The organism is Microbacterium sp. AC145 (genome assembly GCF_979258505.1).
Genome location: NZ_OZ409859.1, coordinates 1228130 through 1254183, shown reverse-complemented (window position 1 = coordinate 1254183; position 26054 = coordinate 1228130). Strand labels below are relative to the sequence as shown.

The 26054-nt window shown below is 67.5% G+C and carries 22 protein-coding genes, 1 other RNA gene and 1 pseudogene; 8 read left to right on the top strand and 16 right to left on the bottom strand.

Going from position 1 to position 26054, the window contains the following annotated elements; all coding sequences use genetic code 11:
- Positions 1-31: 31 nt before the first annotated feature.
- From ACZZZN_RS06170 to ACZZZN_RS06160, 3 genes are all read right to left on the bottom strand, one after another.
- Entirely contained in the window at positions 32-724 is a 693-nt protein-coding gene (locus ACZZZN_RS06170) for a coenzyme F420-0:L-glutamate ligase (protein ID WP_463504307.1), read from the bottom strand.
- Positions 724-1956: an RNA polymerase sigma factor gene (locus ACZZZN_RS06165; protein WP_463504306.1), complete on the bottom strand. Its 1233-nt coding sequence runs from the start codon at positions 1954-1956 to the stop codon at positions 724-726. The genes ACZZZN_RS06170 and ACZZZN_RS06165 overlap by 1 nt, the downstream gene beginning before the upstream one ends.
- A gap of 187 nt (positions 1957-2143) precedes the next feature.
- Positions 2144-3085 carry a proteasome assembly chaperone family protein gene (locus tag ACZZZN_RS06160; RefSeq protein ID WP_463504305.1) on the bottom strand — a complete coding sequence of 314 codons (942 nt, stop codon included), beginning with the start codon at positions 3083-3085 and terminating at the stop codon, positions 2144-2146.
- A gap of 106 nt (positions 3086-3191) precedes the next feature.
- On the opposite strand from ACZZZN_RS06160, the gene ACZZZN_RS06155 reads away from it, so the two are divergent.
- The 3 genes from ACZZZN_RS06155 to sucB all read left to right on the top strand — a co-directional run bounded on the left by ACZZZN_RS06155 (position 3192) and on the right by sucB (position 7856).
- Positions 3192-4664, top strand: a complete 1473-nt coding sequence (locus ACZZZN_RS06155; RefSeq protein ID WP_463504304.1) for a leucyl aminopeptidase — start codon at positions 3192-3194, stop codon at positions 4662-4664.
- A gap of 2 nt (positions 4665-4666) precedes the next feature.
- Positions 4667-6040: a dihydrolipoyl dehydrogenase gene (gene lpdA / locus ACZZZN_RS06150; RefSeq protein ID WP_463504303.1), complete on the top strand. Its 1374-nt coding sequence runs from the start codon at positions 4667-4669 to the stop codon at positions 6038-6040.
- A 67-nt stretch (positions 6041-6107) separates the two neighbouring features.
- On the top strand, positions 6108-7856 hold the full coding sequence (gene sucB, locus ACZZZN_RS06145) for a 2-oxoglutarate dehydrogenase, E2 component, dihydrolipoamide succinyltransferase (protein WP_463504302.1): 1749 nt from the start codon (positions 6108-6110) through the stop codon (positions 7854-7856).
- Positions 7857-7864: 8 nt separating this feature from the next.
- Here sucB and ACZZZN_RS06140 read toward each other — a convergent pair whose 3' ends face one another.
- Positions 7865-9352, bottom strand: a complete 1488-nt coding sequence (locus tag ACZZZN_RS06140; RefSeq protein WP_463504301.1) for a hypothetical protein — start codon at positions 9350-9352, stop codon at positions 7865-7867.
- 161 nt (positions 9353-9513) lie between these two features.
- Between ACZZZN_RS06140 and ACZZZN_RS06135 the strand changes: the two genes are divergently transcribed.
- Entirely contained in the window at positions 9514-10224 is a 711-nt protein-coding gene (locus ACZZZN_RS06135; RefSeq protein WP_463504300.1) for a DUF4191 family protein, read from the top strand.
- A gap of 63 nt (positions 10225-10287) precedes the next feature.
- Here the strand turns inward: ACZZZN_RS06135 and ACZZZN_RS06130 are convergent, their stop codons facing one another.
- Positions 10288-11475, bottom strand: coding sequence for a RimK family alpha-L-glutamate ligase (locus ACZZZN_RS06130; protein ID WP_056307480.1), 1188 nt, complete (start codon positions 11473-11475; stop codon positions 10288-10290).
- 25 nt (positions 11476-11500) lie between these two features.
- Between ACZZZN_RS06130 and ACZZZN_RS06125 the strand changes: the two genes are divergently transcribed.
- Positions 11501-11980: an ATP-dependent zinc protease family protein gene (locus tag ACZZZN_RS06125; protein ID WP_463504299.1), complete on the top strand. Its 480-nt coding sequence runs from the start codon at positions 11501-11503 to the stop codon at positions 11978-11980.
- Positions 11981-11986: 6 nt separating this feature from the next.
- Here the strand turns inward: ACZZZN_RS06125 and ACZZZN_RS06120 are convergent, their stop codons facing one another.
- Positions 11987-12373, bottom strand: coding sequence for an RDD family protein (locus ACZZZN_RS06120; RefSeq protein WP_463506554.1), 387 nt, complete (start codon positions 12371-12373; stop codon positions 11987-11989).
- 160 nt (positions 12374-12533) lie between these two features.
- On the opposite strand from ACZZZN_RS06120, the gene glnA (ACZZZN_RS06115) reads away from it, so the two are divergent.
- The gene (glnA, locus tag ACZZZN_RS06115; protein WP_463504298.1) at positions 12534-13958 is read left to right on the top strand and encodes a type I glutamate--ammonia ligase; all 1425 of its coding nucleotides are present in this window, start codon (positions 12534-12536) and stop codon (positions 13956-13958) included.
- A gap of 71 nt (positions 13959-14029) precedes the next feature.
- Here glnA (ACZZZN_RS06115) and ACZZZN_RS06110 read toward each other — a convergent pair whose 3' ends face one another.
- Both ACZZZN_RS06110 and ACZZZN_RS06105 read right to left on the bottom strand, forming a co-directional pair.
- Positions 14030-14506, bottom strand: a complete 477-nt coding sequence (locus ACZZZN_RS06110; protein ID WP_463504297.1) for an LPXTG cell wall anchor domain-containing protein — start codon at positions 14504-14506, stop codon at positions 14030-14032.
- A gap of 39 nt (positions 14507-14545) precedes the next feature.
- A complete protein-coding gene (locus ACZZZN_RS06105; RefSeq protein WP_463504296.1) occupies positions 14546-15055 on the bottom strand; it encodes a GNAT family N-acetyltransferase in 510 nt (169 codons plus the stop codon).
- A gap of 129 nt (positions 15056-15184) precedes the next feature.
- Here ACZZZN_RS06105 and ACZZZN_RS06100 point away from each other — a divergent pair.
- Positions 15185-16267 (top strand): annotated as a pseudogene (locus tag ACZZZN_RS06100) (AI-2E family transporter); the annotation flags it as partial.
- Between the two features lie 57 nt (positions 16268-16324).
- Here the strand turns inward: ACZZZN_RS06100 and ACZZZN_RS06095 are convergent.
- From ACZZZN_RS06095 to ACZZZN_RS06080, 4 genes are read right to left on the bottom strand one after another with little or no spacing between them, the layout of a single operon-like run.
- Positions 16325-17242 (bottom strand): diacylglycerol/lipid kinase family protein, encoded by a 918-nt coding sequence (locus ACZZZN_RS06095; protein ID WP_463504295.1) that lies wholly within the window; start codon positions 17240-17242, stop codon positions 16325-16327.
- 54 nt (positions 17243-17296) lie between these two features.
- Positions 17297-20272: a bifunctional [glutamine synthetase] adenylyltransferase/[glutamine synthetase]-adenylyl-L-tyrosine phosphorylase gene (locus ACZZZN_RS06090; protein WP_463504294.1), complete on the bottom strand. Its 2976-nt coding sequence runs from the start codon at positions 20270-20272 to the stop codon at positions 17297-17299.
- Between the two features lie 9 nt (positions 20273-20281).
- The gene (gene glnA / locus ACZZZN_RS06085; protein WP_241795389.1) at positions 20282-21619 is read right to left on the bottom strand and encodes a type I glutamate--ammonia ligase; all 1338 of its coding nucleotides are present in this window, start codon (positions 21617-21619) and stop codon (positions 20282-20284) included.
- A gap of 2 nt (positions 21620-21621) precedes the next feature.
- Positions 21622-21837 (bottom strand): SPOR domain-containing protein, encoded by a 216-nt coding sequence (locus ACZZZN_RS06080; RefSeq protein ID WP_463504293.1) that lies wholly within the window; start codon positions 21835-21837, stop codon positions 21622-21624.
- A gap of 69 nt (positions 21838-21906) precedes the next feature.
- On the opposite strand from ACZZZN_RS06080, the gene ppgK reads away from it, so the two are divergent.
- A complete protein-coding gene (gene ppgK, locus ACZZZN_RS06075; RefSeq protein WP_463504292.1) occupies positions 21907-22653 on the top strand; it encodes a polyphosphate--glucose phosphotransferase in 747 nt (248 codons plus the stop codon).
- 85 nt (positions 22654-22738) lie between these two features.
- Here the strand turns inward: ppgK and rnpB are convergent.
- From rnpB to ACZZZN_RS06055, 4 genes are all read right to left on the bottom strand, one after another.
- Positions 22739-23095, bottom strand: an RNA gene (rnpB, locus tag ACZZZN_RS06070) — RNase P RNA component class A.
- Positions 23096-23125: 30 nt separating this feature from the next.
- Positions 23126-24823, bottom strand: coding sequence for a bifunctional 3'-5' exonuclease/DNA polymerase (locus ACZZZN_RS06065; RefSeq protein WP_463504291.1), 1698 nt, complete (start codon positions 24821-24823; stop codon positions 23126-23128).
- A gap of 25 nt (positions 24824-24848) precedes the next feature.
- The gene (locus ACZZZN_RS06060) at positions 24849-25580 is read right to left on the bottom strand and encodes a zinc ribbon domain-containing protein (protein WP_463504290.1); all 732 of its coding nucleotides are present in this window, start codon (positions 25578-25580) and stop codon (positions 24849-24851) included.
- Between the two features lie 34 nt (positions 25581-25614).
- Positions 25615-26037 carry a YchJ family protein gene (locus tag ACZZZN_RS06055; protein WP_463504289.1) on the bottom strand — a complete coding sequence of 141 codons (423 nt, stop codon included), beginning with the start codon at positions 26035-26037 and terminating at the stop codon, positions 25615-25617.
- Between the last annotated feature and the right edge of the window lie 17 nt (positions 26038-26054).

Sequence of the window (26054 nt, the reverse complement as noted above, 5' to 3'; positions counted from 1 at the left end):
GAGACCGTGAGTCTCTGAGCCCGTCGAAGGGTCAGACCTCGCGAACGATGCCCATCGGGGTCGACTGCGTGGCCTGTCCGAGCGGGTTGTCACCGAGGATCTGCACGAGGCGGCGTTCGCCTGCCTTGTCGAGGGTCGAGCCGAGGATGTTGCCGCCGATGTCGTTGATGTCCACGACAGCGACATCGGCTTTTCCACCGATCAGCATCTGGATCCGCAGCGCGACGCCGCGGGGGTCCTTCGGCCCGAGCACGACGGCCTCGTTGTATGGAGGGATCGTGTTCTTCGTCGGACCGTCGATCGCGCGAGCTTTGTCGCCCGCGATGCGATAGAAATCACCGCTGCGGCCGAAGGCCTTCGTGATCACCGAGACACCTGCGGCGAACAGGATGCGCAGCGTGCCGCACTCGCGCAGCGCCATCTCCATCGTCTCGGGCATACCGAGGCCGATGCCGTAGGAGGTACGCACGACGTGGCGGGAGAGGAACCGCGCGAGGGGACGCGGGGTGATCTCATCGAGGCGGTAGGACCGTCCCTGCGTGATCGCCACGATCTTCTCGGTCACGAACAGCAGGTCTCCCGGCTGCACGGCATCCTTCGCGTACTCCGCGATCACGGAGTCGAGGTCGTCGCTCGGCATGACGACACGCGTCTTGAGAGGGATGCGAGCGTAGCTCTTCCCCTCGACCTTCGTCTCGAGCGCCTTGCCTTCGTTCGCCTGCATCACTCGAGGTAGTCCCGCAGCGACTGCGAGCGGCTCGGGTGGCGGAGCTTCGCCATCGTCTTCGACTCGATCTGACGGATGCGCTCACGCGTCACGCCGAACGTGTCACCGATCTGGTCGAGCGTCTTCGGCTGGCCGTCACCGAGTCCGAAGCGCATGCGGATGACACCCGCCTCACGCTCGGAGAGCGAGTCGAGCAGCTGCTCGAGCTGGCGCTGCAGCATCGTGAACCCGACCGCGTCCGCGGGGACCACGGCCTCGGTGTCCTCGATGAGGTCACCGAACTCGCTGTCGCCGTCCTCGCCGAGCGGCGTGTGCAGCGAGATGGGCTCGCGACCGTACTTCTGGACCTCGACGACCTTCTCAGGCGTCATGTCCAGCTCGCGGCTGAGCTCTTCGGGGGTGGGCTCGCGGCCCAGATCCTGAAGCATCTGACGCTGCACGCGAGCGAGCTTGTTGATGACCTCGACCATGTGCACCGGGATGCGGATGGTGCGGGCCTGGTCGGCCATCGCTCGCGTGATCGCCTGACGGATCCACCAGGTGGCGTAGGTGGAGAACTTGAAGCCCTTGGTGTAGTCGAACTTCTCGACGGCACGGATCAGACCGAGGTTGCCCTCCTGGATCAGGTCCAGGAACTGCATGCCGCGGCCGGTGTAGCGCTTGGCGAGAGAGACGACGAGACGCAGGTTGGCGCCGAGCAGGTGGCTCTTGGCGCGCTGACCGTCGCGGGCGACCCACTGCAGGTCGAGCCCGAGCTGGCTCGTCTTCTCGGCGGTCGACATCGCGGAGAGCTTCTCCTCCGCGAACAGCCCGGCCTCGATGCGCATCGCGAGCTCGACCTCTTCGGCCGCGTTCAGCAGTGCGACCTTTCCGATCTGCTTCAGGTAGTCCTTGACGGGGTCGGCGGTGGCGCCGGTGATCTGAGTCGAGTAGACCGGGACGTCTTCGTCATCGTTCGACGAGATGACGATCGCGCCGGTGGGCAGGGGCTCGGTGAACTTGGGCTTGGAGTCCTCGTCCTCGTCCTCGGCCGCCTCTGCGACGGGAGCCTCGTCATCTTCGACGATGTCGTCCGCCTTCTTCTTCTTGGCGGGGGCGCGCTTCGCAGCGGCACGCTGCGCGGCGGTCTTCGGGGCCGGCTTCTCAGCCACCTCCTCGACCTTCGCCTCGCCCTCCGGAGCTTCAGCGGTCTTCTTCGTCCGGGTGTTCTTTGTCGTGGCAGGAGTCACGTTTCGCCTTTCACGGGGCCGCTGGCGACCCCGGGACTTTTCGGACACTAGTAAGACCCTTGTCAAGTCGAATCTCCGGAAAGATCGATTGACAACGGGTCAGAGTCCTAGTATCGCACACGTGTGGGCATGCGGGCGCATTCGGGACGAGTTGGTCTTCACGACCGTGCCGTACGGCCCGTCGCGCTCACCCTCGACCGGGCTTGTCCTCGTCGCCGCTGGGGCGTGAGGCGAGGTATCTCTCGAGCTCGGCGGCGAGCTCATCAGCACTGGGGAGGTCGCGCTCGTTGAAACCGCCCTCGTCGAACGAACCGTCCTCCGGGTCGCGTCCTGCCATGTAGGCGTCGTAGCGACGCTCGAGTCCCTGCACCATCTGCTGCAACTCGTCATTGCCGATCACCTGCTCGTCGACGCGGTTGATGTAGGCCTCTCGGCTCTCTCGCACCTCGTCGAGCATGAGCACCAGACCGGTCGCGGCCATGAGGCGTTCGGCGGCCGCGATCACCGCATCGGGGTTCTCGGTCTCGGCGAGGTAGTGCGGCACGAGCAGCACGAAGCCGACCACGCGATCTCCCCGTTCGGCGAAACGGAACTCAAGCAGATGACCGGCCGTGGCGGGCACCTGGGTCCGTGGCCGCCACACCGAATGCGCGACGGTGAGTTCGCGTCGATTGCCGCTCACAGTGGTTCCGATCGGTCGGGTGTGCGGCACCGGCATCGCGATCGAGTGCACCCAGTTGAGGCCCGAGACCTCGAACTCGTCGGCGAGATCGAGCACAGTGCGTGCGAACTCGTTCCACGCGAAATCGGGTTCGTAGCCGGCCAGCAGCAGGAACTTCTGACCCAGAGCATCGGTCGCGAGCGAGAGTTCGAGCCTGGCGGGACGGAACTCGGTGAGGTGATCCTGATCGAACGAGATCACGGGGCGACGCGCGCGGTAATCGAGAAGCACATCGTTGTCGAACATCGCGATCGGTTCGGGCGAGGTGGTCTCGCGCAGGTGCTCGATAAGCCCTGCGACCGCGTTGCCCGCGTCGGTGAAACCCGTCAGAAGCAGCACAAGCGGCAGCCCGCGCGGCACCGCCGGCGCGTTCGCGACACGTTCGAGGATCTCTCCGGAGAAGGGCATATGTCCATGCTACGAGCACCTTCCGATGGGAGGGCTGCGGCTGTCATGCTGAGAGCGAACACTCCGCTCCGCGACCCGACCGTCGTCGATCCGTAGGATGGAGTGCATGACGCTTCCCGCGCTCACGCGCACCTCAGATCAGTTTCCCGGAAGCGCTGCAGACGCCGCAGTGCTCGTCATCCCCGACATCTCCGACTCCACCGAGTCGCTGTCGGACCACCCGGGACTCGCCGCCTCTCTGAAGGGCATCGGATTCACGGGCTCGCCATCGGCGTTCACCCGCGTGTACGCCCCCGAGGTCACGGAGCTGCCGTTCGCCGTCGTCGGTGTCGGACGCGAGCCCGACGCCTCCGCCGTTCGGAACGCCGTCGGTGCAGCACTTCGCTCCCTGACCGGTTTCGAGAGCGTCTCCCTCGGACTCGCTCCCGGGCTCGAGCAGTTCGCCGCCGCTGCTGCAGAGGGCGCAGCGCTCGGCGGCTACCGATTCGACAGCTACCGCCGCGAGCCCGGCAAGAGCCGTGCCACGTCGGTCGTGCTCCACGCGGATCTCGATGACCAGGATCTCTCTCGAGCCGTCGCGGTCGGCGAGGCCGTCGCTCTCGTGAAGGACCTCGTGTTCGTTCCTGCCGAGTGGCAGAGCCCCACCCAGCTCGCGCAGAGCGCCGCGGACAGCGTCGAGGGCCTCGACGTGACCGTCGAGATCCTCGACGAGAAGGCCCTCGCCGAGCAAGGCTTCGGGGGAATCCTCGGCGTCGCCCAGGGCTCGGACCGCCCTCCGCGACTCGTGCGGCTCGACTACGCGCCCGAAGACGCCACCCGGCACATCGCCCTGGTCGGCAAGGGGATCACCTTCGACACCGGCGGACTCTCGCTCAAGCCCGCGGCATCGATGGTGGGCATGAAGTTCGACATGGCCGGTGCCGCGACGAGCGTCGCCGCGCTGCGTGCGATCGCCACGCTGGGTCTTCCTGTGCACGTCACGGCCTGGCTCTGCATCACCGACAACATGCCCTCCGGGCGGGCGCTGCGCCCCGGCGATGTCATCCGGATGCTCGACGGCACCACCGTCGAGGTCCCGAACACAGACGCTGAGGGGCGACTCGTCATGGCGGACGGCCTGGTCGCCGCCAGCCGCGAGAACCCCGACGTGATCATCGACGTCGCGACGCTCACCGGCGCGATCGTCATGGCGCTCGGCCACCGCCACACGGGGGTCTTCGGCGACGACGACGCGGTCGCCGAGTTCCTGAGCGCCGCGCGGGGCGCAGACGAGCTCGCCTGGCACATGCCTCTGCCCGAGCACATGGAGGACTCGCTCGACTCCCCCATCGCCGACATGCAGAACGCGAACATGAGCGACCGCATGGGCGGTGCGTCGTATGCAGGACTCTTCCTGCGACGCTTCGTCGGACGCGTCTCCGACGAGAAGGACGCCCCTCGCATCCCCTGGGTGCACCTCGACATCGCCGGATCCGGCGAGCACAACGGTGCGCCGTACGGCTTCACCGACAAGGGCCCCACGGGCGCCATGGTCCGATCGATCATCGCGTTCGCCGACGCATCCCACACGGAGGTATGACCATGACCACGCACACCTTCGACATCGTCGTCCTGGGCGGCGGAAGCGGCGGATACGCCGCAGCGCTGCGAGCGAGCGAGCTCGGCAAGTCCGTCGCGCTGATCGAGAAGGACAAGGTCGGCGGCACCTGCCTGCACCGCGGATGCATCCCCACCAAGGCGCTCCTCCACGCCGCAGAGGTGGCGGAGCATGTGCGGGATGCCGCTCACGTCGGCATCTCCGCGACACTCGAGGGCATCGACCCGGCTGGCGTGCGTGCGTACCGCGAGGGGATCGTCGCGAAGAAGTACAAAGGTCTCGAAGGGCTCGTGAAGGCCCGCGGCATCACCACCGTCGCAGGCTTCGGTCGGCTGAACGCCGACCGCTCCGTGAGCGTGGGCGACGACGTCTACGTCGGCACGGACGTGATCCTCGCCACCGGCTCGTACAGCCGCACCCTGCCCGGCCTCGAGATCGGTGGGCGGATCCTGACGAGCGAGCAGGCGCTGGCTCTGGATGTCATCCCCGAGCGCGTGCTGATCCTCGGCGGCGGCGTGATCGGCGTCGAGTTCGCGAGCGTGTGGCGCTCGTTCGGCTCCGAGGTGACGATCATCGAAGCTCTCCCGCATCTGGTCCCGAACGAGGACATCGCGATGAGCAAGGGTCTTGAGCGTGCCTTCCGGCGCCGCGGCATCCAGTACTCGCTCGGAATCCGGTTCCAGTCGGCCACGCAGGACGGTGGATCGGTCACGGTCACGCTCGAAGACGGCAAGGAGTTCTCCGCGGATTATCTCCTCGTCGCGGTCGGGCGCGGTCCTGTCACGGCAGACCTGGGCTTCGAAGAAGCCGGCGTCACCCTCGACCGTGGTTTCGTCACGGTCGATCAGGATCTGCGCACCGGCGTCCCCGGCGTGTGGGCCGTCGGCGACATCACCCCGGGACTGCAGCTCGCGCATCGCGGCTTCCAGCAGGGAATCGCCGTCGCCGAGCGGATCGCGGGGCTGTCCCCCGCGAACATCCCCGACATCCAGATCCCCAAGGTCACCTACTCGAGCCCTGAGGTCGCGTCGGTCGGAATCACCGAGGAAGCTGCCGTCGCCGAGCACGGTGCGGATGCCGTCGTCGCCTACGAGTACAACCTCGCCGGCAACGGAAAGAGCGAGATCATCGGCACGAGCGGCCTGGTCAAGGTCGTGCGCCTCAAGGACGGTCCCGTCGTCGGCGTCCACCTGCTCGGCGACCGCGTGGGCGAGCTCATCACCGAGGGCCAGCTGGCCGTCGCATGGGAAGCACACCCGGAAGACATCGCGCCCCTCATCCACGCTCATCCCACACAGAGCGAGGCACTCGGCGAAGCCTTCCTCGCACTCGCCGGAAAGCCACTCCACGCCCTCTGAACACCAACCGGTGCACAGTTCACTAAGCTAGTCACGCGTCATTTCATCTTTTGAAGGAGCCTCAGTCATGAGCACATCCGTCGTCCTCCCCCCTCTCGGCGAGAGCGTCACAGAGGGTACGGTCACCCGCTGGCTCAAGCAGGTGGGAGACACCGTCCAGGCGGATGAGGGCCTGCTCGAGATCTCGACCGACAAGGTCGACACCGAGATCCCCTCTCCCGTCACCGGTGTGATCGAGGAGATCCTCGTCGCCGAAGACGAGACCGTCGAGGTCGGCGCGCTCCTCGCGCGCATCGGCGACGGCAGCAACGCGGCCCCCGAGCAGGATGCACCCGCCGCGGCCGCTCCGGCCGAGGAGCAGGCTCCGGAGCCTGCCGCGCCGGCAGAGGCACCCGCACCCGCCGCAGAGTCCGCACCCGCTGAGGCTGCTCCCGCGGCCGCCCCCGCCGGCGACGCGAAGGACATCGTCCTCCCCGAGCTCGGCGAGAGCGTCACTGAAGGCACCGTCACCCGCTGGCTGAAGCAGGTCGGCGACACGGTCGAGGTCGACGAGGCACTCCTCGAGATCTCGACCGACAAGGTCGACACCGAGATCCCCTCGCCGGTCGCAGGTGTGCTGCAGGAGATCGTCGCCGCCGAAGACGAGACGGTCGCCGTCGGCGCTGTTCTCGCTCGCGTCGGTTCCGGCGCCGCTCCTGCCCCCGCCGCTGAGGCACCCGCGCCCGCCGCCGAGGCACCCGCCGCCCAGGCTCCGGCCGCACCGGCGGCCGAGGCCCCCGTGGCTCAGGCACCCGCTGCCGAGAACGCGGCCGCACCTGTCGCTCCCGCTCCCCCTGCAGCGCCGTCGGAGCCCGCACCCGCTGCGGCAGCCGCACCGGCCGAGTCGAAGCTTTCGCTTCCGACCGAGAACGACAACCTGTACGTGACCCCGCTGGTTCGGCGCCTCGCGTCGCAGCAGGGCGTCGACCTCGCGAGCGTCACCGGCACCGGCGTCGGTGGGCGCATCCGCAAGGAGGACGTACTCAAGGCTGCTGAGAGCGCGGCATCCGCACCGGCCGCGGGCGCTGCTCCCGCAGCTCCCGCTCCGCTCGAGACCTCCCCGCTGCGTGGCACCACACAGCCGATGTCGCGTCTGCGCAAGGTGCTCGCCAAGCGCGCCGTCGAGTCGATGCAGCAGACCGCTCAGCTCACCACCGTCGTCGAGGTCGATGTCACCGCTCTCGCGGAGTACCGCGACAGCGTCAAGGGCTCGTTCCTCGAGAAGACCGGCGACAAGCTGTCGTTCCTGCCGTTCTTCGCACTCGCCGCCGCCGAGGCGCTGCGCGCCTTCCCGATCGTGAACGCCACGGTCGACGGAGAGAACATCGTCTACCCGGAGTCCGAGAACGTCTCGATCGCGGTCGACACCGAGCGCGGTCTGCTCACGCCCGTTCTGCGCGACGCCGCATCGAAGAACATCGCCGAGATCGCCCACGAAATCGCTGACCTCGCTGCGCGCACTCGTGACAACAAGCTGAAGCCCGACGAGCTCGCCGGCGGCACGTTCACGCTGACGAACACCGGATCGCGCGGCGCGCTGTTCGACACACCTGTCGTGTTCCTCCCGCAGTCCGCGATCCTCGGCACCGGCACGGTCGTGAAGCGCCCCGGTCTGGTGAAGGTCGGCGGCAGCGACGCGATCGCCGTCCGTTCGTACGTCTACCTGGCACTGTCGTACGACCACCGCATCATCGACGGAGCGGACGCCGCGCGCTTCCTCGGCGCTGTCAAGGCGCGTCTCGAGTCGGCTCAGTTCGCCGCACAGCTCGGAGCCTGAGCACCGAATCATCCTGGCTGGTCCGCGACGTCGTAGGCGTCGCGGACCAGCCATTCGTCTTCCAGGTTGACGAGCACGAGCATCCGCTCAGTGGTCGAAGGCGAGTCGGCGACACCACCAGCGGTCGTGGTGATCCGCACCACTGCGATATCGCCGTACTCGTCGACCAGCGCGAATTCTTCCTGCGCCTCACCCACACCGTCGGACCGTGCGGACCCGACGTCGTTCACCGCTGTGGATCCCGGTGCGACGGCTTCGCCGCATGCGTCGTCTCCGGCATCGGCGCACTGCCGGATCGCCGCCAGCAGTCGCGGCGCCGCCAGCACCGGGTCGTCGAGAGCTGTCCCCTCCGACACTGCATCCGGCGGGATCTCCGCAGGCGAGGCAGTCGCACCGCTGCCGGCTTCCGCAGCGCCCGCGGCAGCGTCGGCACTGGTGTCCGCCACCTCGCGATCCATGGCCGGGGCCTCGCCCGTGGCCCCGCCCGGCCACAGCAGACCGCCCGTGAGGATCAGAGCGGCGGCCGCCCCGGCGAGGAGGTACCTGCGTCCTGAGCGGGAGGGTGCCCCCACCGCATCCTCCCGCTCAGCGTTCGCGAGCCCTCGCACGCTCGCAGACGCGCGGTGCGCCCTCGTGCGCAGGCTCGCGAGCTTCATCCACCGCGCGACGATCTGCCGCAACGCCCGACGGAGCGGCGCTGTCACGGCGACGATCCCACCGTGCGCCGACTCCCGATCACGTCTCGCCACACCGCGCGCCGTGGCCCGGGCGTCACGTCGCGATTCGATCGGTGCCGCGCGGAGACTCCTCGCCATCTCGATATCGCGCACCCGCTCCGGCGCATGGGCATCCCGCCGCAGGGGACGAGGCGCGGCGATCGAGAACAGCTCGGTCTCCCAGAGCTGCAGCTGCCGATGCGGCGCGCCTGGACGGTCGGAGCCTTTCCGCAGCCCGTCTCGAATCGCCGCCAGCACACGCGCCGAGGTGCGGTCGACGGTCGCACGGTGCACGAGGTCGATGAGCGTCGCCGCACCGAGACGGGCATCCTCGCCGGCGCCGATGACGAACAGCGGACGGCCGTCGTCGGTGAGCCACCACTCGCCGCCCTCTACGGCGGCGGATGAGTGTCCGAGCTCACCGAGTCCGCGAAGAAGGCTTCCGACGAGGGTGCTCACCTCGCCTGCGGAGAGCGTCTCGGCCGCAGCCTCGCGACGCCCGAGGAACACCGTGATGCGCTCGGTGCACCACGGGAGCAGCACATCGTGGCCGTCGGCTCGCCTGACGAGGTCCACCGGACCTGCGACATGCTCGTCACCTGCATGGCCCCACCCCGCCCAACCGCTCAGCGCGTCGGCGTCGGTCATCACGGCCACGGAGTCCCGATCAGTGACGAGTACACCCTTGTACGGGCCCTCGTCGGCGCCGAGGAGGCGGATGACCCGGTGCGCCCCCGGTACGAGCATGTTCGTTTCGGGAGGACCATCCGGGATGTTCATCCACCCATCACACCGCGGTCGCACTCACCGCGGTGCCGATCGATGCCGCTGTGCACCGATCGCACACGGCACCTCAGCGGTGCAGGAGCAGTCCGTCACACCGAATCCGCCTCACGCGAACGGCGTCATGAACCCGTCGAGCAATCGGTAGTCTTAGAAGCATGGCAAACCGCACGCCCGCACCCGAGAAGCGTCCTGGGTTCTTCTCCCAGATCAAGTCCCTCTTCAGGTTCACCCGCGAGGTGTACCCGTGGCTTCCCTGGGCTCAGATCGCCCTGTTGGTGCTGGGCGTGCTCCTCGGTCTCATCGTCGGCTATCTCCTCCCGCCGTTCCAGGTGTGGACCCTCGTCCTCTGGGGAATCTCCGGACTCATGGTCGGCGTGCTCGGGTCGATGTTCCTCATGACCAGGCTGTCGACCTCAGCGATGTACCAGAAGATCGAGGGCAGGCCCGGCGCGGCGGGCCATGTCATGAGCACCAGCCTCGGCCGCCACTGGTCGGCGACCGATGCTCCTGTCGGCATCAACCCGAAGACCCAGGACGCCGTCTACCGCACCGTCGGTCGGGGCGGCGTGGTCGTGGTCGGCGAGGGCGCCCGAGGCCGCCTCACCCGTCTGGTCAACGATGAGCGCAGCAAGGCCGCTCGTGTCGCCCACGGCGTGCCGGTCACGGTCCTCTACGTCGGCACAGGCGAAGGCGATCTGAGGATCGCCGACCTCGCGAAGACGATCAAAAAGCTTCCGAAGGCGATCGACAAGGCGACGATGGGTGCCGTGCTCCGCCGCATCGAATCGGTGTCTCAGTCCATCTCCTCGTTGCCGATCCCGAAGGGCATCGACCCGACGAAGGTCCGCGCTCAGCGTCCGCGCTGATCCCGCTCATCCGCACGTGAAGAAGCGCGGCCGCCCTTTTCGAAGGGCGGCCGCGCTTCTCGTTCACTCCGACAGTGGCTGTCGCGGAAGCCGGCGAACCTTCGCACGGCGACGGCGACGTTCCGGAACCATAGATCGCATCTCATCGAGCTTGCCGAAGCAGAAGAGTCGATCATCTGCCTCGAGCACCACGTGCTTGCGCGGGTTGGGGATGACGGAGACCCCTCGGTGCAGCGTGAGCACCGTGATGTCACGCTCCCAGAGACCCGCTTCGCCGAGCGTCTTGCCGACGAGATCGACCGCCCCGTGCACCATGAGCTCGGCGACGCCGTAGCCGGTCGAGACCGTGAGGCGCTGGCGGACGTCGATCTCGGGGAACGCGACCTGGCCTGCGATGTAGTCGATGATCGCCCCGGCGACATCGAGTTTCGTGGCCGTCTCGATGCCCTGCAGCCCGGGCGAGGAGTTGACCTCCATCACGAGCGGTCCGTCATCGCCCTCCAGCATGTCGACGCCGGCGACGCGCAGGCCCATGATCTGCGCCGAGCGCACGGCGGCCCTCTCGTAGATCGGGTCGAGCTCCACCGCCTCGACCGAGCCGCCGCGATGCACGTTCGAGCGGAACTCGTCGCCGGCCGCCGATCGGCGCATGGCGGCGACGACCCGATCGCCGACGACGAGCGCACGGATGTCGCGTCCGCGGCTCTCGGAGATGAACTTCTGGATCAGCACGTTCTGCTTCGTCGAATGCAGAGTCTCGATGATCGCCTCGGCGACCTTGACCTGAGGGGCGAGGATCACACCGATGCCCTGCGTGCCTTCCAGCAGCTTGATGACGACAGGTGCCCCGCCGACCCGCTCGATCGCAGGCCGCACGTCCGCCCGATTGCGCACGAAGGCCGTCGGCGGCATCGCGATGTTGTGTCGAGAGAGGATCTGGTTGGCACGCAGCTTGTCGCGCGCGCTCGAGATGCCGTTCGCAGTGTTGGGCGTGTAGACGTCCATCTGCTCGAATTGGCGGACCACGGCCGTACCGAAGTAGGTGATCGAGTTGCCGATGCGCGGCAGGATCGCGTCGTAGTCGCTGAGCTGGCGCCCGCGGTAATGCAGATCGGGTTCGTCTGCGGTCAGATCGATGGCGAATCGCAGGGTGTTGAGCACCTTGACGGTGTGACCGCGTTGCAGCGCGGCCGCGCGCAGTCGTTGGGTGGAGTACGCCTGCGGCGCACGGGAGAGCACTGCGATCTTCACGGGGAATTCCTGCCAGGATGGTCGGGTGAGCAAGTCTTCCCATTCAAACACTCTTATCGGGTGGCGAGAATGGGTGAGCCTGCCCGATCTCGGCGTCGACTGGATCAAAGCCAAGATCGACACGGGAGCGCGCACCTCTTCACTTCACGCATTCGATATTCACGAGTTCGAGCGCGACGGCGCGTCGTGGGTGAGATTTCAGGTCAAGCCCTGGCAGGACAGCCAGGACGACACCGTCGTCGTCGAGTCGCCGATCCATGATCGACGCGACGTGCGAAGCTCCTCGGGTCATGCGCAGCGACGGTATGTGGTCGAGCTGCTGATCCGTCTCTACGATCGTGAGGTGCTCGCCGAGGTGACACTGAGCAACCGGGATCAGATGGGATTCCGGATGCTCATCGGGCGCGAAGCGCTGCGACAGGGATACGTCGTAGACCCTGCCCGCTCGTTCGTCGGAGGTCGCGCTCCTCGCGAGGCCCGTCGACGCAACCGCGGCAAGGACTGAAACCTCTCAGGCGCGAACCAGCACCAGCCCCGACGCCTTGTCGTGCAGGCCGCGCTGGTCAGCATCCCAGATGACCGCCGGAATCACGACCACGATCAGAAGCGTCCTGACGATCGGCCGCCAGAGACCGACCCAGCCTCCCGAGAACCGGACGACGCGCATTCCGAGGATGCGATGGCCGGGGCTGCCCCCGGCGGTGGGGATGAACAGGATCTGAAGCACCGCGAACACCGCGAGCGGCGCGAACTGGGTCAGTCCCGCTTCGCTCGGCAAGGCGAACTGGTCGAATCCGAGGAATCCGGTCGCGATGATCGTCGCGGCGGCGTAGTCGATCAGAAGTGCACCGATCCTCCGCCCGGGTCGGGCGATGCTTCCGGGTCCCGCCTCCGGCATTCCGAGTCGTTCTCCGGGGTACGTGTTCGCGGCATCCGTCACACGACAAGCCTACCGGCGCGTAACATGCCCGAAACAAAGCCGATACCGTGGAGTAACGCCCTGCACGTACTGTGCACAATGGCCGTGAAGCCATCGATCCGCAATCCAGGAGTCGTACATGTTCAAAGATTCGTCCGAGGTGCTCGCCTACATCAAGGAGAACGACGTCAAGTTCCTTGACATCCGATTCACCGATCTTCCTGGTGTCCAGCAGCACTTCAACATTCCCGCCTCCACCGTCGACGAGGACTTCTTCACCGACGGCCAGCTGTTCGACGGCTCCTCGATCCGCGGCTTCGCGAGCATCCACGAGTCCGACATGCAGCTCATCCCGGATGTCACGACGGCGTACATCGACCCGTTCCGCGAGGCCAGCACCCTCGTCATGATCTTCGACATCTACAACCCGCGCACCGGCGAGATCTACTCGAAGGACCCGCGTCAGGTCGCCAAGAACGCCGAGAAGTACCTGGCGTCGACCGGCATCGCCGACACCGCGTTCTTCGCCCCCGAGGCGGAGTTCTACATCTTCGACGAGGTGCGCTACTCGGTCACCGCCGGCGAGAGCTTCTACAAGGTCGACTCCGAAGAGGCCGCGTGGAACACCGGTCGCGAGGAAGAGGGCGGAAACCTCGGCAACAAGACGCCGTACAAGGGTGGATACTTCCCGGTCTCCCCCGTCGACAAGACGGCCGACCTGCGCGACGACATCACGCTCAAGCTGATCGACGCCGGATTCATCCTCGAGCGCTCGCACCACGAAGTGGGTACCGCGGGACAGCAGGAGATCAACTACCGCTTCGACACGATGGTGCACGCTGCGGACGACATCCTGAAGTTCAAGTACATCGTCAAGAACACGGCAGACCAGTGGGGCAAGACCGCCACGTTCATGCCGAAGCCGCTGTACGGCGACAACGGATCGGGTATGCACACCCACCAGTCGCTCTGGAGCGACGGTAAGCCGCTGTTCTACGATGAGGCCGGCTACGGCCAGCTCAGTGACATCGCTCGCTGGTACATCGGTGGAATCCTCGCGCACGCTCCGGCACTGCTCGCCTTCACCAACCCGACGCTGAACAGCTACCACCGTCTGGTCAAGGGCTTCGAGGCTCCGGTCAACCTGGTCTACTCGGCCGGCAACCGCTCCGCCGCGATCCGCATTCCGATCACGGGCTCCAACCCCAAGGCCAAGCGCATCGAGTTCCGCGCGCCGGATGCCTCGGGCAACCCGTACCTCGCGTTCGCCGCGCAGCTCATGGCGGGCCTCGACGGAATCAAGAACCGCATCGAGCCGCACGAGCCGGTCGACAAGGACCTTTACGAGCTTCCGCCCGAGGAGGCCAAGAACATCCCGCAGGTTCCGAACTCCCTGCTCGACTCGCTCGATGCACTGCGTGAGGACCACGCGTTCCTGCTCGAGGGCGGCGTCTTCACCGAGGAGCTCATCGAGACCTGGATCTCGTACAAGTACGAGAACGAGATCCTCCCGATGGCGCAGCGCCCGCACCCGTTCGAGTTCGAGCTGTACTACGGCGTCTGAGTCTCTGTCGCACTGAGCCCCGGCTCGCCTGGAATCTCGTGATCGAGACCGGGCGGGCCGGGGCTCTGTCGTCAGACGGCGGCCTCGCTCGGCAGCATCGCGCGCTCGCGGTCCGTCGCCCGCGGTCTCCGTGAAGACAGGGCCGCAGCGAGCGATGCGAGCAGACCGGCCAGCAGGAACGCGAGGGATTGCGTGGATCCGGTCCCCGGCGCCACGTCCCAGTGCCCTCCGGCGATTCCGAGCCACAGGATGTACTCCGTCGGATAGTTCATGACGAGAACGAGAACCCCCGCTGCACCGGCGGCGATACGTGCGGAGCGGCCGCGGGCCGTGACCAGCGCGAGTATGCAGAGTCCCAGCGCGGCGAGCCAGAGCAGTTGCAGGGCGACGAGGTGCCCCGGCTGGTCCATCGTCTGCAGGCAGAGCTCGGTGGTCTGATCCCCCTCGCACACCGACCAGGTGGCGTACGTCGCCATCGCGCCGGCGACACCGACCACCAGGAGTCCTGCTGCGGCTGTCCATGCCGCGACGCGCACCGCTCGTGTCATCGCTGTTCTCCCCCGCTCGACGCCCTGAGACGCATCACACTACCGCTGACCGCTCTCGAGATCGAAGACCCACTCGTTCATCGTCAGCTCGGCGCCGCGAAACATCCCGGTGAACGAGCCGACGTGCTCGAAGCCGCCGCGGTGGCACAGGGCGTTCGACGCCGGGTTCGTCACCGACGGGAATGCGGTCAGGAATCGACGTCCGTCTCGATGGGCACGAGCGTCATCGATCAGCAGGCGCAGGGCGCGCGACGCGATCCCTCTTCCCTGCGCAGCGGGAACGACGAACCATCCCGTCTCCAGCGCCGGCTCGTCCCGCCACTCGGTCTTCCAGTGGCCGATGGAGCCCACAGCTCGTGTTGTGTCGTCCTCGATGACGAACATCCGGGCTTCGCCGGTCTCGCGCAGGCGCAGGTACCGGGCACTGCGTTCGGCAAGTTGCTCCTCGGTCTCGGAACCGTTCTGGTGGGCTGTCATCTCCGCGGTGTTCGCCAGGCGGAGCAGACCGATGTCATCGGCCGACCAGGGGCGCAGCGTGATCGTCTCCATGGACGAACGATGTCACAGGCCACGGACACGCGCGACGCACCCCGGCACCTCGCGTGACCGTGTCGCGCTTGCTTTCGCCCGGTGCGACTGGTCAACTGAGGGGTCCGATCGAACACAGTGGGGGCCGCAATGCGCCGCAAGCACGACAAGTCGCAGTCGAAGAGGGTCTTCGCCTCTGAGACTCCCCCGGCGCAGCCGAAGACCGCGGCAGCGGCGATCGCTCGCATCAATCCGTTCATGTACGGACTCCTCGGCGCCCTGGGCGTGCTCGTGGCCCTCGTGCTGGGCGGCATCGTCAACCAGCTGGCGACGGTGCTCGTCTACATCGGAGTCGCGATCTTCCTGGCACTCGGTCTCGACCCGATCGTCTCGTTCCTCGAGCGCAAGCTCCCCCGACCGGCTGCAGTCACCATCGTCGTCGCCGGAGTCGTGCTCGCCTTCGCGGGCATCATCCTCGCGATCGTCCCCATCCTGGTGGAGCAGGTCGCGAACCTGATCGAGAACGGCCCGCAGATGGTCAAGGACATCATGGCGTCGGCCTGGTTCGAGGACCTCAACGACCAGTTCGGATCGACCTTCGAGGACGCTGCGAACGGCATCCTGTCGTTCCTGCAGGATCCGGGAAATCTCGCCGACATCGGCGGTGGGGTGTTCGCCGTCGGAGCCGGGATAGCAGGCGGCTTCACCGGCGTGACGATCGTGCTCATCCTGACGCTCTACTTCATGGCATCGCTGCGCGGTATCAAGACCGTGGCCGCGCGCTTCGTCCCGGCGTACCAGCGTGAGACCTTCAGCGGCCTGCTCGAGGACGTCTCGGGCGCGGTCGGTCGATACGTGATGGGTCAGGCCAGCCTCGCGCTCATCAACGGCGTCCTCAGCCTCATCGTGCTGAGCATCATCGGAGCGCCGGTGCCGGCTCTGCTCGCCCTGATCGCCTTCATCGGCTCACTGATCCCCCTCGTCGGAACCCTCAGCGCCTCGATCATCAACTCGCTGATCTGCCTCATCGTGAGCCCGGTCACGGCATTGATCGCCTTCGGCTACTACCTCGTGTACATGCAGATCGAGGCCTACGTGCTCTCGCCGCGCATCATGAACAAGGCTGTGGCCGTGCCCGGCGCCCTCGTCGTCATCGCCGCCGTCGCCGGCGGTGCGCTCGGCGGAATCCTGGGTGCGCTGGTCGCGATCCCCGTCGCAGCGAGCGTCATCATCATCGTGCAGAAGGTCGTGTTCCCCACTCAGGACAGCAAGGTCGTCCCCCGGGAACGCTCAGCGAACGATGAGCGCTGCGGGCTGGACCCGCACCGAGAACGTCGAGACTTCGCCGACCTCTTCGCCGTCGATCTCGAAGGCCAGCGGCGACGAGAGCGCGATCGTGGCGCGTTCGGCCGAGATGTGGCGCGTGGACTCGGTGCTGACGGCTTCGTCGACCCCGCCGAGAATGCGCCGGATGCCGTTCTCCCACACGAAGGAGCGCACCGTGTCGAGCCACTGCAGCGGGCCGTCGGCGCTCACCAGAAGGATGTCGAGGAGCCCGTCGTCGAGCACCGCGTCAGGGAGCAGGCGGATGCCGCCCTGCACCATTCCGCAGTTGCCGATCAGCATGGTGTGCCCGCGCAGCTCCTGTGCATCGCCGTCGTCGAGCGTCACCGTGATGTCGGTCATCTCCGTGCCGGCGAGTGCGCGACCCATCGCTTCGACATAGGCGAGCCAGCCCGCCTTGTCCTTGAGGTCATCGTCCGTCTCTACGAGCATCTGCGCATCGATCCCGAAGCCCACCATGACGACGAAACCGTGCTCGGTGCCGTCGAGGTCGACCCAGCCCATGTCGATCTTCCTGGGCTCGCTGTCACGCACCCGCTGCAGCGCGGCAGGGATGTTGTTGAGGGGGATCTCGAGATTCCGAGCCAGGAGGTTCCCTGTGCCCTGCGGGACGATGCCCAGCGCCGCGTCGGTACCTGCGAGGGCCTCGGAGACAGCGCGCACCGTTCCGTCGCCGCCGACCGCCACCACGACGTCGCAGCCGGCTTCGACGGCGAGCTCGGCCATTCCGCGGCCGGGATCTTCGACGCTCGTCTCCCACCACTCCACCTCGGAGGAGGGGAAGGTGTCGGACACGGCGGTGCGCAACTTGCCCTCGTCGATTTTCGAGGGGTTCCAGATCACACCGAGCTTCGAGATCGTCATGCGCTCAGCCTGTGCGAACGGCGCGGAAAAGGCAAACGACGCGCCCGTGAGCGATCACCCGTAGAAGAGGTCCTCGAACGCTCTGCGAGCACGCCGTGTCACACCCAGATAGTCATCGTCCAGCACGCTCGCCGAGCGGTCCGGGTAGCCGAGCAGACGACCCACCGCGTCGAGAGCACGCGGATCGGTCGGCAGGATGTCACTGGTCTTCCCGGTGTACAGCGTGATCGCGGAGCGCAGACGACTCGACAGCAGCCACGCGTCGCGCAGCAGATCCGCGGACTCCGATGGGACGAACCCCGCGTCGACGGCGGCGGCGAGGGCGGCGAGGGTCGAGGTCGTCCTCAGCAACGGCACCTCGTGCGCGTGCTGCAGCTGCAGCAGCTGCACGAGCCACTCCACGTCGCTGAGCGTGCCTGGACCGAGCTTCAGATGCCGTCGAGGGTCGACCCCCTGCGGCAGCCGCTCGCCCTCGACGCGCGCCTTGATGCGCTTGATCTCACGCGTGCCCTGCAGATCGATCGCCTCGGGATAGCGGATGCTGTCGGCGAGGTCGGTGAAGCGGGCGATGAGCTTCGCGCTCCCTGCAATGCCTCGAGCGCGAAGCAGCGCCTGCGCTTCCCACGAGAGCGACCAGCGCCGGTAGTACTCGGCGTATGCGTCGAGGGTGCGCACGACGGGGCCGTTCCGCCCCTCGGGACGCAGGTCGGCGTCGAGGTCGAGCGGTACCCGGTGATCGGTGAGGTGCTCTCGGAGCCCCGCGACGATGCGCGTGGCCAGTGCCTGCGCGCGCTGTGGATCGACGCCGTTCGCATCGTAGACGTAGAGGATGTCGGCATCGGAGCCGAATCCCAGCTCCGCTCCCCCGAAACGCCCCATCGCGATCACCGCGAAATCCAGGGCGTCGTCCTCATCGGGCACGATCTCACGCCGCACCGCGCGAAGCGCAGCCTGGATCGTCGCCTCGGTGATCTCTGTCAGTGATCGGGCGATCTCCTCGATCGTGAGCACGTCGAGCACACCGCCCATCGCGGTGCGGAGCAGCTCACGCCGCCGCAGTGCGCGTACGGCCTGCAGCGCCCCGCCGATCGTCTCGTGGCGTGTCTGGATGGCCCTGGCCTCATCGTCGATCGCCGCCCCGCTGCGTGGCCGCAGGAGATCGCTGCTGTCGAGCCAGGCGACGGATTCGGGGATCCACTCCATGAGCTCGCCGACATAGCGCGACGACGACAGGAGCCGGGTCAGGCTCTCGGCGGCACCCGAGGAATCGCGCAGCATGCGCAGGAACCACGGCGTGTCACCGAGCCGCTCGCTGATGCGTCGGAATGCGATGAGCGCATAGTCGGGATCACTGCCGTCAGCGAACCAGCGCACCATGACGGGCATGAGATGCCGCTGGATCGTGGCCTTGCGGCTGAGACCCGTCGTGAGTGCGCCGATGTGCCGCAGTGCCCCCGCGGGGTCTCTGAAGCCGATCGCCATGAGACGGTCGTGCGCCTGCGCGGTCGAGAGCGTGCGCTCCTCCTCGGGCAGCGACGCGACAGCGCTGAGGAGCGGGCGGTAGAACAGCTTGGTGTGGATGTCGCGCACTTCGCGGCGCACGCCCTCCCATCGCGCCCAGATCGCCTCGCCGGAGTCGGCGAGACCGGAACTGCGCGCGAGCACACGGAGTCCGGCCGGGGTCCGCGGCATCAGATGCGTGCGGCTCAGTTCGCGAAGCTGCAGCCGATGCTCCATGACACGCAGGATGCAGTAGTCATCGGCGAAGGTGCCCGCCTCCGCCCGACCGATGTATCCGCCCTCGACGAGCGCGTCCAGGCTCTCCAGTGTGCCGCGGGTGCGCAGCCGCGGATCGGTGAGTCCGTGCACGAGCTGGAGGAGCTGCACGGTGAACTCGATGTCGCGGAGCCCGCCCGAACCGAGCTTGAGCTGGTACGGCGCATCAGCCGGGTCGATGTACTCCATGACGCGCTCGCGCATGCGCTGAACGCTGTCGACGAAGTTCTCCCTCGCCGCGCTCGAGAAGACCTTCGGCTGCACGGCGGCGATGTACTCGGCACCGAGCTCGGGGTCTCCAGCGAGCGGCCGTGCCTTGAGCAGCGCCTGGAACTCCCAACTCTTGGCCCAACGATCGTAGTAGGCCAGATGAGACGACAGCGAGCGTACGAGCGCTCCCTGCTTGCCTTCGGGGCGGAGTGCCGCATCCACCTCCCACAGCGGCGGTTCGACCTCGATTCCGCTGAGGCCCCGCATCGTCTCTCGGGCGAGGCGAGTGGCGATGTCGATCGCCCTCGACTCCTCGACGATCTCCTCGTCGCTCGTGCCGCCGACGAAGATCACGTCGACATCGCTCACATAGTTCAGCTCGCGCGCGCCGGCCTTGCCCATGCCGATCACGGCGAGCTGCGTGGCGGCGACCTGTTCGCGGCGAAGCGTATCGGCAACCCTCGTCCTGGCGACGGCGAGCGACGCCTCGAGCGCCGCACCGGCGATGTCGGCCAGTGCTGCGGCGACGTCGGGCACGATCATCACGGGATTGTGCGCGGCGAGGTCGAACGCAGCGATGGCTGCCAGATTCCGCCGATACGCGACGCGGAGGGCCACCACCTCGGAATCTTCGCCGGAGGCGGCGAATCCGTCGTGTGCGCCGACGGCGTCGAGCAGGCGACGGCGCAACTCATCCGCCGAGGGAAGCACCGTGATGGGCTCCTCGAGAACGGAGATCTCACCCGGATGCCTCAGGAAGAAGTCGGCGAACCCACTCGAGGCCCCGAACAGACGCCACGCGCTGCGACGAGCATCCGGGTGCGCGAACAGCGCAGCGACCGGTTTCGCGTCACGGCGTGCGACCCGCAGCATCCCGTCGACGGCGGCGTCGGGGTCGGCGGCCACCGCTCCCTCGAGCAGAGTCGCTCTGTCGAGGCCGAGCAGCTCGGCCAGTTCGGCGAGGTTGGCCGCGGCTTCGCTCAGCTCGGCGAACCCGAGCCGCGCCAGTGCCGAGAGAGAGACGGAATCGTCCGAGCGGACCATGCGGGAAGGTCAGAGAAGCTCGAGGTTGTTCTTCAGCTCCAGCGGCGTGACCTGCCCGCGGTAGGCCTCCCACTCCTTGCGCTTGTTCAGCAGCACGTAGTTGAACACCGACTCGCCCAGGGTCTCGGCGACGAGTTCGGAGGTCTCCATGTACTCGAGCGCGTGGTCGAGGCTGGCCGGCAGCGCCGCGTAGCCGAGTGCTCGCCGTTCGGCGTCGCTCAGCGACCACACGTTGTCCTCTGCCTCAGGCGGCAGCTCGTAACCCTCTTCGATGCCCTTCAGGCCCGCGGCGAGCATGAGCGCGTAGGCGAGGTACGGGTTCGCCGCAGAGTCGAGGGCACGGTACTCGACACGCGAGGAGCCGCCCTTGTTCGGCTTGTACATCGGGACGCGCACGAGCGCGGAGCGGTTGTTGTGACCCCATGTGACGAAGCTCGGAGCCTCGTCTCCGCCCCACAGCCGCTTGTAGGAGTTCACGAACTGGTTGGTGACGGCGGAGATCTCGTTCGCGTGACGCAGAAGACCGGCGATGAAGTGGCGGCCGGTCTTCGACAGCTGGTACTTGGCGCCCTCTTCGTAGAACGCGTTGCGCTCGCCTTCGAAGAGCGACATGTGCGTGTGCATACCGCTGCCGGGGTGACCGCTGAGCGGCTTCGGCATGAACGTCGCGTACACGCCCTGCTCGATCGCGACCTCCTTGATCACGGTGCGGAAGGTCATGACGTTGTCGGCCATGGTCAGCGCGTCCGCATAACGGAGGTCGATCTCGTTCTGTCCCGGGCCGCCCTCGTGGTGGCTGAACTCGACGGAGATGCCGAGGTCTTCGAGCATCCGCACCGAACGACGACGGAAGTCGTGCGCCGTGCCGCCTGGCACGTTGTCGAAGTAGCCTGCCGAATCGACCGGAACCGGACCCTCGGGGCCGAAGGACGACGACTTCAGCAGGTAGAACTCGATCTCGGGGTGTGTGTAGAACGTGAAGCCCGCGTCAGCGGCCTTGGCGAGTGTGCGCTTGAGCACGTGCCGGGGATCGGACACGGCAGGGCGACCGTCGGGCGTCGTGATGTCGCAGAACATGCGCGCGGTCGGGTCGATCTCGCCCCGCCACGGCAGAGTCTGGAACGTGGTCGGGTCGGGCTGCGCCAGCAGGTCGGACTCGTAGCTGCGGGTGAGCCCCTCGATCGCAGAGCCGTCGAAGCCGATGCCCTCGGCGAAGGCACCCTCGACCTCGGCCGGCGCGATCGCCACGGACTTGAGCGTGCCGATGACATCGGTGAACCACAGCCGCACGAACTTGACGCCGCGCTCTTCGATCGTCCGGAGGACGAAATCCCTCTGCTTGTCCATCGTCACTCTGCGACCTTGCCGATTCCGGAGTCCCAGCCGCTCTCGGCGGCCTCTTCCTCGGCCCAGGCGCGCGAGCGCTCCTTCAGCTTCTCGGGAGCGCGGGATGCCTCGGCCTCTGTATCGAAGGGGCCGACCCGATCGGCGGATGCGGAGATCATGCCGAACTCCACCTGACCGGTTTCCAGGTTGTACCAGTACTTCTCATCGCCGTTCGACATGGCAGATCCCCTTCATCACGTGATGTCATCGATCCTACCGGCGCGGAGCACCTGGCTAAGCTATCCATCATGGCAAAAGCGATCGGCGTCGACATCGGCGGCACGGGTATCAAGGCAGGCATCGTCGACCTCGAGCACGGGACCATGGCATCCGACAGGGTGCGCGTCCCCACTCCTGAGGGCGCTTCTCCCCAGGATGTGCTGCAGGCGGTGCAGACCGTGCTCAAGACGCTCGACGTGCACGACTCGACCCTGCCGCTGGGCGTCGCGTTCCCGGCGATCGTCAAGCGCGGCAAGACGCTCTCCGCCGCCAACGTCTCGAAGGAATGGATCGACTTCGACGCCGAGCGGTTCTTCCGCGACGGCCTGGGTCGCAACATCGTCTTCGTGAACGACGCCGATGCGGCGGGCGTCGCCGAGGCTCGCCACGGTGCGGCTCGCGATGTACGCGGATTCACGCTGCTCACCACGCTCGGCACCGGCATCGGGTCGGCATTCCTGTACGACGGCGTGCTGCTGCCGAACACCGAGCTCGGACACCTGAACTTCGGGAAGTACGAGTCCGTCGAGACGTTCGCCGCGACCTCGGCGCGCGAGCGAGAGGGCCTCAGCTGGGCGGAGTGGGCCGAGCGCCTGCAGAAGTTCTACTCGCACATCGAGTTCCTCTTCAGCCCCGACCTGTTCGTGGTCGGCGGCGGCGTGTCGAAGAATGCGGGCGACTTCCTGCCGCTGCTCGATCTGAAGACCCCGATCGTCCCGGCGATCCACCGCAACAATTCCGGCATCATCGGCGCGGCATCGCTCGCCGGCGACTGACTCTCCGACGCGTCCGGGGATCCGTCGGATCCCCGGAGCAGAAGAAGGCCCTGCCGACTCGGCGGGGCCTTCTTCACGTTCAGGGCGAATGGGCCGACCTGTACGCCGGGTTCTGTTCCGGGGTTCTTCGCCCCTTCGACGGCCATCTCTCTCGGCGACACGTTGCCGTGGCACTCTAGCGGTCTACCCGAGGACTCGGCGAGCCGCGTCAACATCCTCTGTCTGACCTTGCTCCGGACGAGGTTTACCTGGCGGGCCATGTCACCATGGCCCCCGGTGGTCTCTTACACCACCCTTTCACCCTTACCCCTTGCGGGGCGGTCTGCTCTCTGTGGCACTTTCTCGCGGATTGCTCCGGGTGGGCGTTACCCACCGTCCTGCCCTGAGGAGCCCGGACGTTCCTCGGTGCGGTTGCCCGCCACGCGACCGTCCAGTCGACCCATTCGCAGACCCAGTCTACGACCAGGGCGCACTACTTCTCGGCCGACTCCGCGATCCGCAGATCGAGGGGCACGTCGATCGGGAACCCCCCGAAGAGGCGACGAGTGGCGACGGCGGCCGCCTCACGCACCGCTTCGGCTGCGGCCTCGGCCTGCTCCGCGGGAACGTGCAGGATCACCTCGTCGTGCAGAAAGAACGCCAGATGCGCGTGCGAACGGAACACGCCGGATGCCGGTGCCTGGCGTTCCGCGGCGGGCAGGCTCTGCAGGCGGTGCCGGATCTCCGCGAGCCAGATCAACGACCATTCGGCAGCGGTGCCCTGCACCACGAAGTTGCGGGTGAATCGACCCCAGTCACGTGCGCGACGGCGGGCCAGCGCGACCGCCGCAGGGTCCGCATCGGCATCCGTGGCCGCTGCCTGCATCGCCTCCCACTCGCTCGAGGGGCGGGGAGACGAGCGTCCGAGCCAGGTCGAGACGACGCCCCCGTCTTCCCCGAATCGCGCCGCCTTGTCGACGAGCGCCATGGCCCGCGGATAGACCTTGCGGAGCCGTGGCACCAGACGACCGCTGTCACCGGTCGTGGCTCCGTACATCGCTCCGAGAACCGCGTACTTCGCCTCCTCACGCGTGGTGACCGCACCGGACTCCACGACGCCCGCGTAGAGATCCTTGCCCTGAGCTGCGCGGGCCATCGCCCGGTCGCCGGCCATGCCGGCGAGCATGCGAGGCTCGAGCTGCGCGACGTCGGCGACGACGAGCGTCCATCCCTCGTCGGCCCGCACCGCTGCACGGAGGTTGCGCGGCAGCTGCAGCGCTCCCCCTCCTGCCGACGCCCAACGGCCCGTCACGACGCCGCCGGTGATGTAGATCGGGCGGAAGCGCCCCTCATGCACCCACTCTGCGAGCCACCCCCAGCCGTTGGCGCTGAGGAGCCTGGACAGCTTCTTGTAGGCCAGAAGCGGCTCCACGACCGCATGACTGTGCTGGGCGAGCTCCCACCGACCGGTCGACTCGACCTGCACTCCGACGCGGTGCAGAGCACGGAGGAGCTTCGGCTGACTCTCGAGGTTCAGGGTCGGGTCGCTCAGGATCGCTCTCACACGATCCGCCTCCGCCGCCATGCGGCTCGGGACACCGCCCGCGACGGGACGTGTCCCGAGGATCTCCGTAAGAATCGCATCGTGCGCAGCCTCGTTCCAGGGCAGCCCTGCGGCACGCATCTCCTCCGCGATCAGCCCGCCCGCCGACTCGGCGGCGGTGAGCAGCGTGAGCCGTCCGTCCTTGGCCTCTCTCAGAACGCGGCGCTGCGCACGGTACTGGTCCAGCGCAGCGACCACCGGGTCGCCGGCATCGCCGTGGTCCGCCACGTCGAACAGGGTGGGCGCATCATCGACAGGATCGCGGCGCACCCACTCGCTCGAAGGCGCCAACGGTCGCGCCACCGTGTCGGTGTCACGCAGGATGGCATGACACAGCAGCAGGTCGTGAGAACGGCCCAACAGCACGCCCCGCTCGAGGAGCGCGGGATAGATCTCGCGTGCGCTGCGGATCACCCAGCGCGGAGAAGCGGTGCTCTCCTCGTTCGCGACCCACTCCGGCATCTCGGAGACGGAGAGATCGACCCTGCTCAGCTCGGAATCATCCGCGCCGAGCTCGATCGCGGCGTAACCGCGTCGGCCGAGTGCGAGGAGCGCGACACGGCGCTCGGTCGACGGCTTCTCCGTCACCGCCCGAACACGCGCGGCACGCGGATCACAGTCCGGATTCCTCGGTGCGCACCAGGATGCAGCCGCACTCGGGGCACGAGACGACGGCGTCGTCGGCCGCGCGTCGGATGTCGTTCAGAGCGGTTCCCGGCAACATCATGCGGCACCCCTCGCAGGTGCCGCGCGTCAGCAGCGCCGCACCCGCGCTGTTCGCCGCGCGACGTGTGTACTCGGCGAGAAGCGGCGCGGGAAGAGACTCTGTGACGGCCTGTCGATCACGCGCGAGTTGCGCGCCGAGGTCGGTGGCGGCAGCGACGTCGGATTTGGCCTGAGCGGTGAGCGCGCTGCCTTCGGATGTCGTGACGTCGAGCAGTGCCTGCTGCGCGGCGACCGCGGCATCAGCATCCTCCACCCGCGCCATCACGGCGAGCTCGATGTCTTCGAGGTCGCTCTGACGCTTCGCGAGGCTCGCGAGCTCGTGCTCCAGGGCCTGCGCCTCCTTGGCGTTCGTCGCCGCGGCGAGCCGATCGGCGTCGCGGGCACGACGCTTCTCGACGAGAGTCACGTCGGACTCGAGTCGGGTGAGCTCGGTGCGGGCATCGTCACGGGTACCGGTCAGGGTCGTCAGCTCTCGCAGCTGCTCCTGACGGATGGCGACGAGCTCGGCGATACGAGCAGCCTGGGTCGGCTTGGTCCGCGCCCGATCGGCCTGCGCGATGCGCCGGTCCAGGTCGGCGACGTCGAGCAGGATGCGCTGATGTTCGGGGCTGGCGTTCACGATCTCAAATCTACCCGCTGCGACGGCGACGGCATCACCCGACCTCACCGTCGACGTAGAACCAGCGTCGCTGCTCTCGCACGAACCGGCTGCGCTCGCGCAGCGTGCCTCGCTCATCTCCCTGCCGCCACTGGGCCTCGAACGAGACCGTACCCTCTGCGTCGAACGGTCCGCCGCCGGTGCGGTCGACAATCACCAACCGACGCCAGCGCAGATCATCATCGAACTCGATCCTGCTCGGCCGCGTCGAGGGATGCCACGTCGCCGTCAGATGGCCCGCGTCGCGCAGGGCGAACGCGGTGTACCGCGAGCGCATCAGACGTAACGCGGTCGGTGCAGCCGCACCCGCGAGCAGAGGTGCGCAGCATGAGCCGAACACGTCGCCCGAGTCGCAGGGACAGCGGGACGAATCATCGCGTATGTCGGCGTCGGGCGCCACGGTCTCGGCCTCGCTCATACGTCCAGCGTACGCTG

Coding starts and splice junctions, on each gene's coding strand:
- ACZZZN_RS06110 (WP_463504297.1), bottom strand. CDS start 14,506: ATGACACGAGCGGTGCGCGTCGCGGCATGGACAGCCGCAGCAGGACTC.
- glnA (WP_463504298.1), top strand. CDS start 12,534: ATGTTCAAAGATTCGTCCGAGGTGCTCGCCTACATCAAGGAGAACGAC.
- ACZZZN_RS06135 (WP_463504300.1), top strand. CDS start 9,514: ATGGCAAACCGCACGCCCGCACCCGAGAAGCGTCCTGGGTTCTTCTCC.
- ACZZZN_RS06090 (WP_463504294.1), bottom strand. CDS start 20,272: ATGGTCCGCTCGGACGATTCCGTCTCTCTCTCGGCACTGGCGCGGCTC.
- ACZZZN_RS06055 (WP_463504289.1), bottom strand. CDS start 26,037: ATGAGCGAGGCCGAGACCGTGGCGCCCGACGCCGACATACGCGATGAT.
- ACZZZN_RS06155 (WP_463504304.1), top strand. CDS start 3,192: ATGACGCTTCCCGCGCTCACGCGCACCTCAGATCAGTTTCCCGGAAGC.
- ACZZZN_RS06140 (WP_463504301.1), bottom strand. CDS start 9,352: ATGAACATCCCGGATGGTCCTCCCGAAACGAACATGCTCGTACCGGGG.
- ACZZZN_RS06095 (WP_463504295.1), bottom strand. CDS start 17,242: ATGACGATCTCGAAGCTCGGTGTGATCTGGAACCCCTCGAAAATCGAC.
- ACZZZN_RS06170 (WP_463504307.1), bottom strand. CDS start 724: ATGCAGGCGAACGAAGGCAAGGCGCTCGAGACGAAGGTCGAGGGGAAG.
- ACZZZN_RS06080 (WP_463504293.1), bottom strand. CDS start 21,837: ATGTCGAACGGCGATGAGAAGTACTGGTACAACCTGGAAACCGGTCAG.
- ACZZZN_RS06120 (WP_463506554.1), bottom strand. CDS start 12,373: ATGCCGGAGGCGGGACCCGGAAGCATCGCCCGACCCGGGCGGAGGATC.
- ppgK (WP_463504292.1), top strand. CDS start 21,907: ATGGCAAAAGCGATCGGCGTCGACATCGGCGGCACGGGTATCAAGGCA.
- glnA (WP_241795389.1), bottom strand. CDS start 21,619: ATGGACAAGCAGAGGGATTTCGTCCTCCGGACGATCGAAGAGCGCGGC.
- ACZZZN_RS06105 (WP_463504296.1), bottom strand. CDS start 15,055: ATGGAGACGATCACGCTGCGCCCCTGGTCGGCCGATGACATCGGTCTG.
- ACZZZN_RS06160 (WP_463504305.1), bottom strand. CDS start 3,085: ATGCCCTTCTCCGGAGAGATCCTCGAACGTGTCGCGAACGCGCCGGCG.
- lpdA (WP_463504303.1), top strand. CDS start 4,667: ATGACCACGCACACCTTCGACATCGTCGTCCTGGGCGGCGGAAGCGGC.
- sucB (WP_463504302.1), top strand. CDS start 6,108: ATGAGCACATCCGTCGTCCTCCCCCCTCTCGGCGAGAGCGTCACAGAG.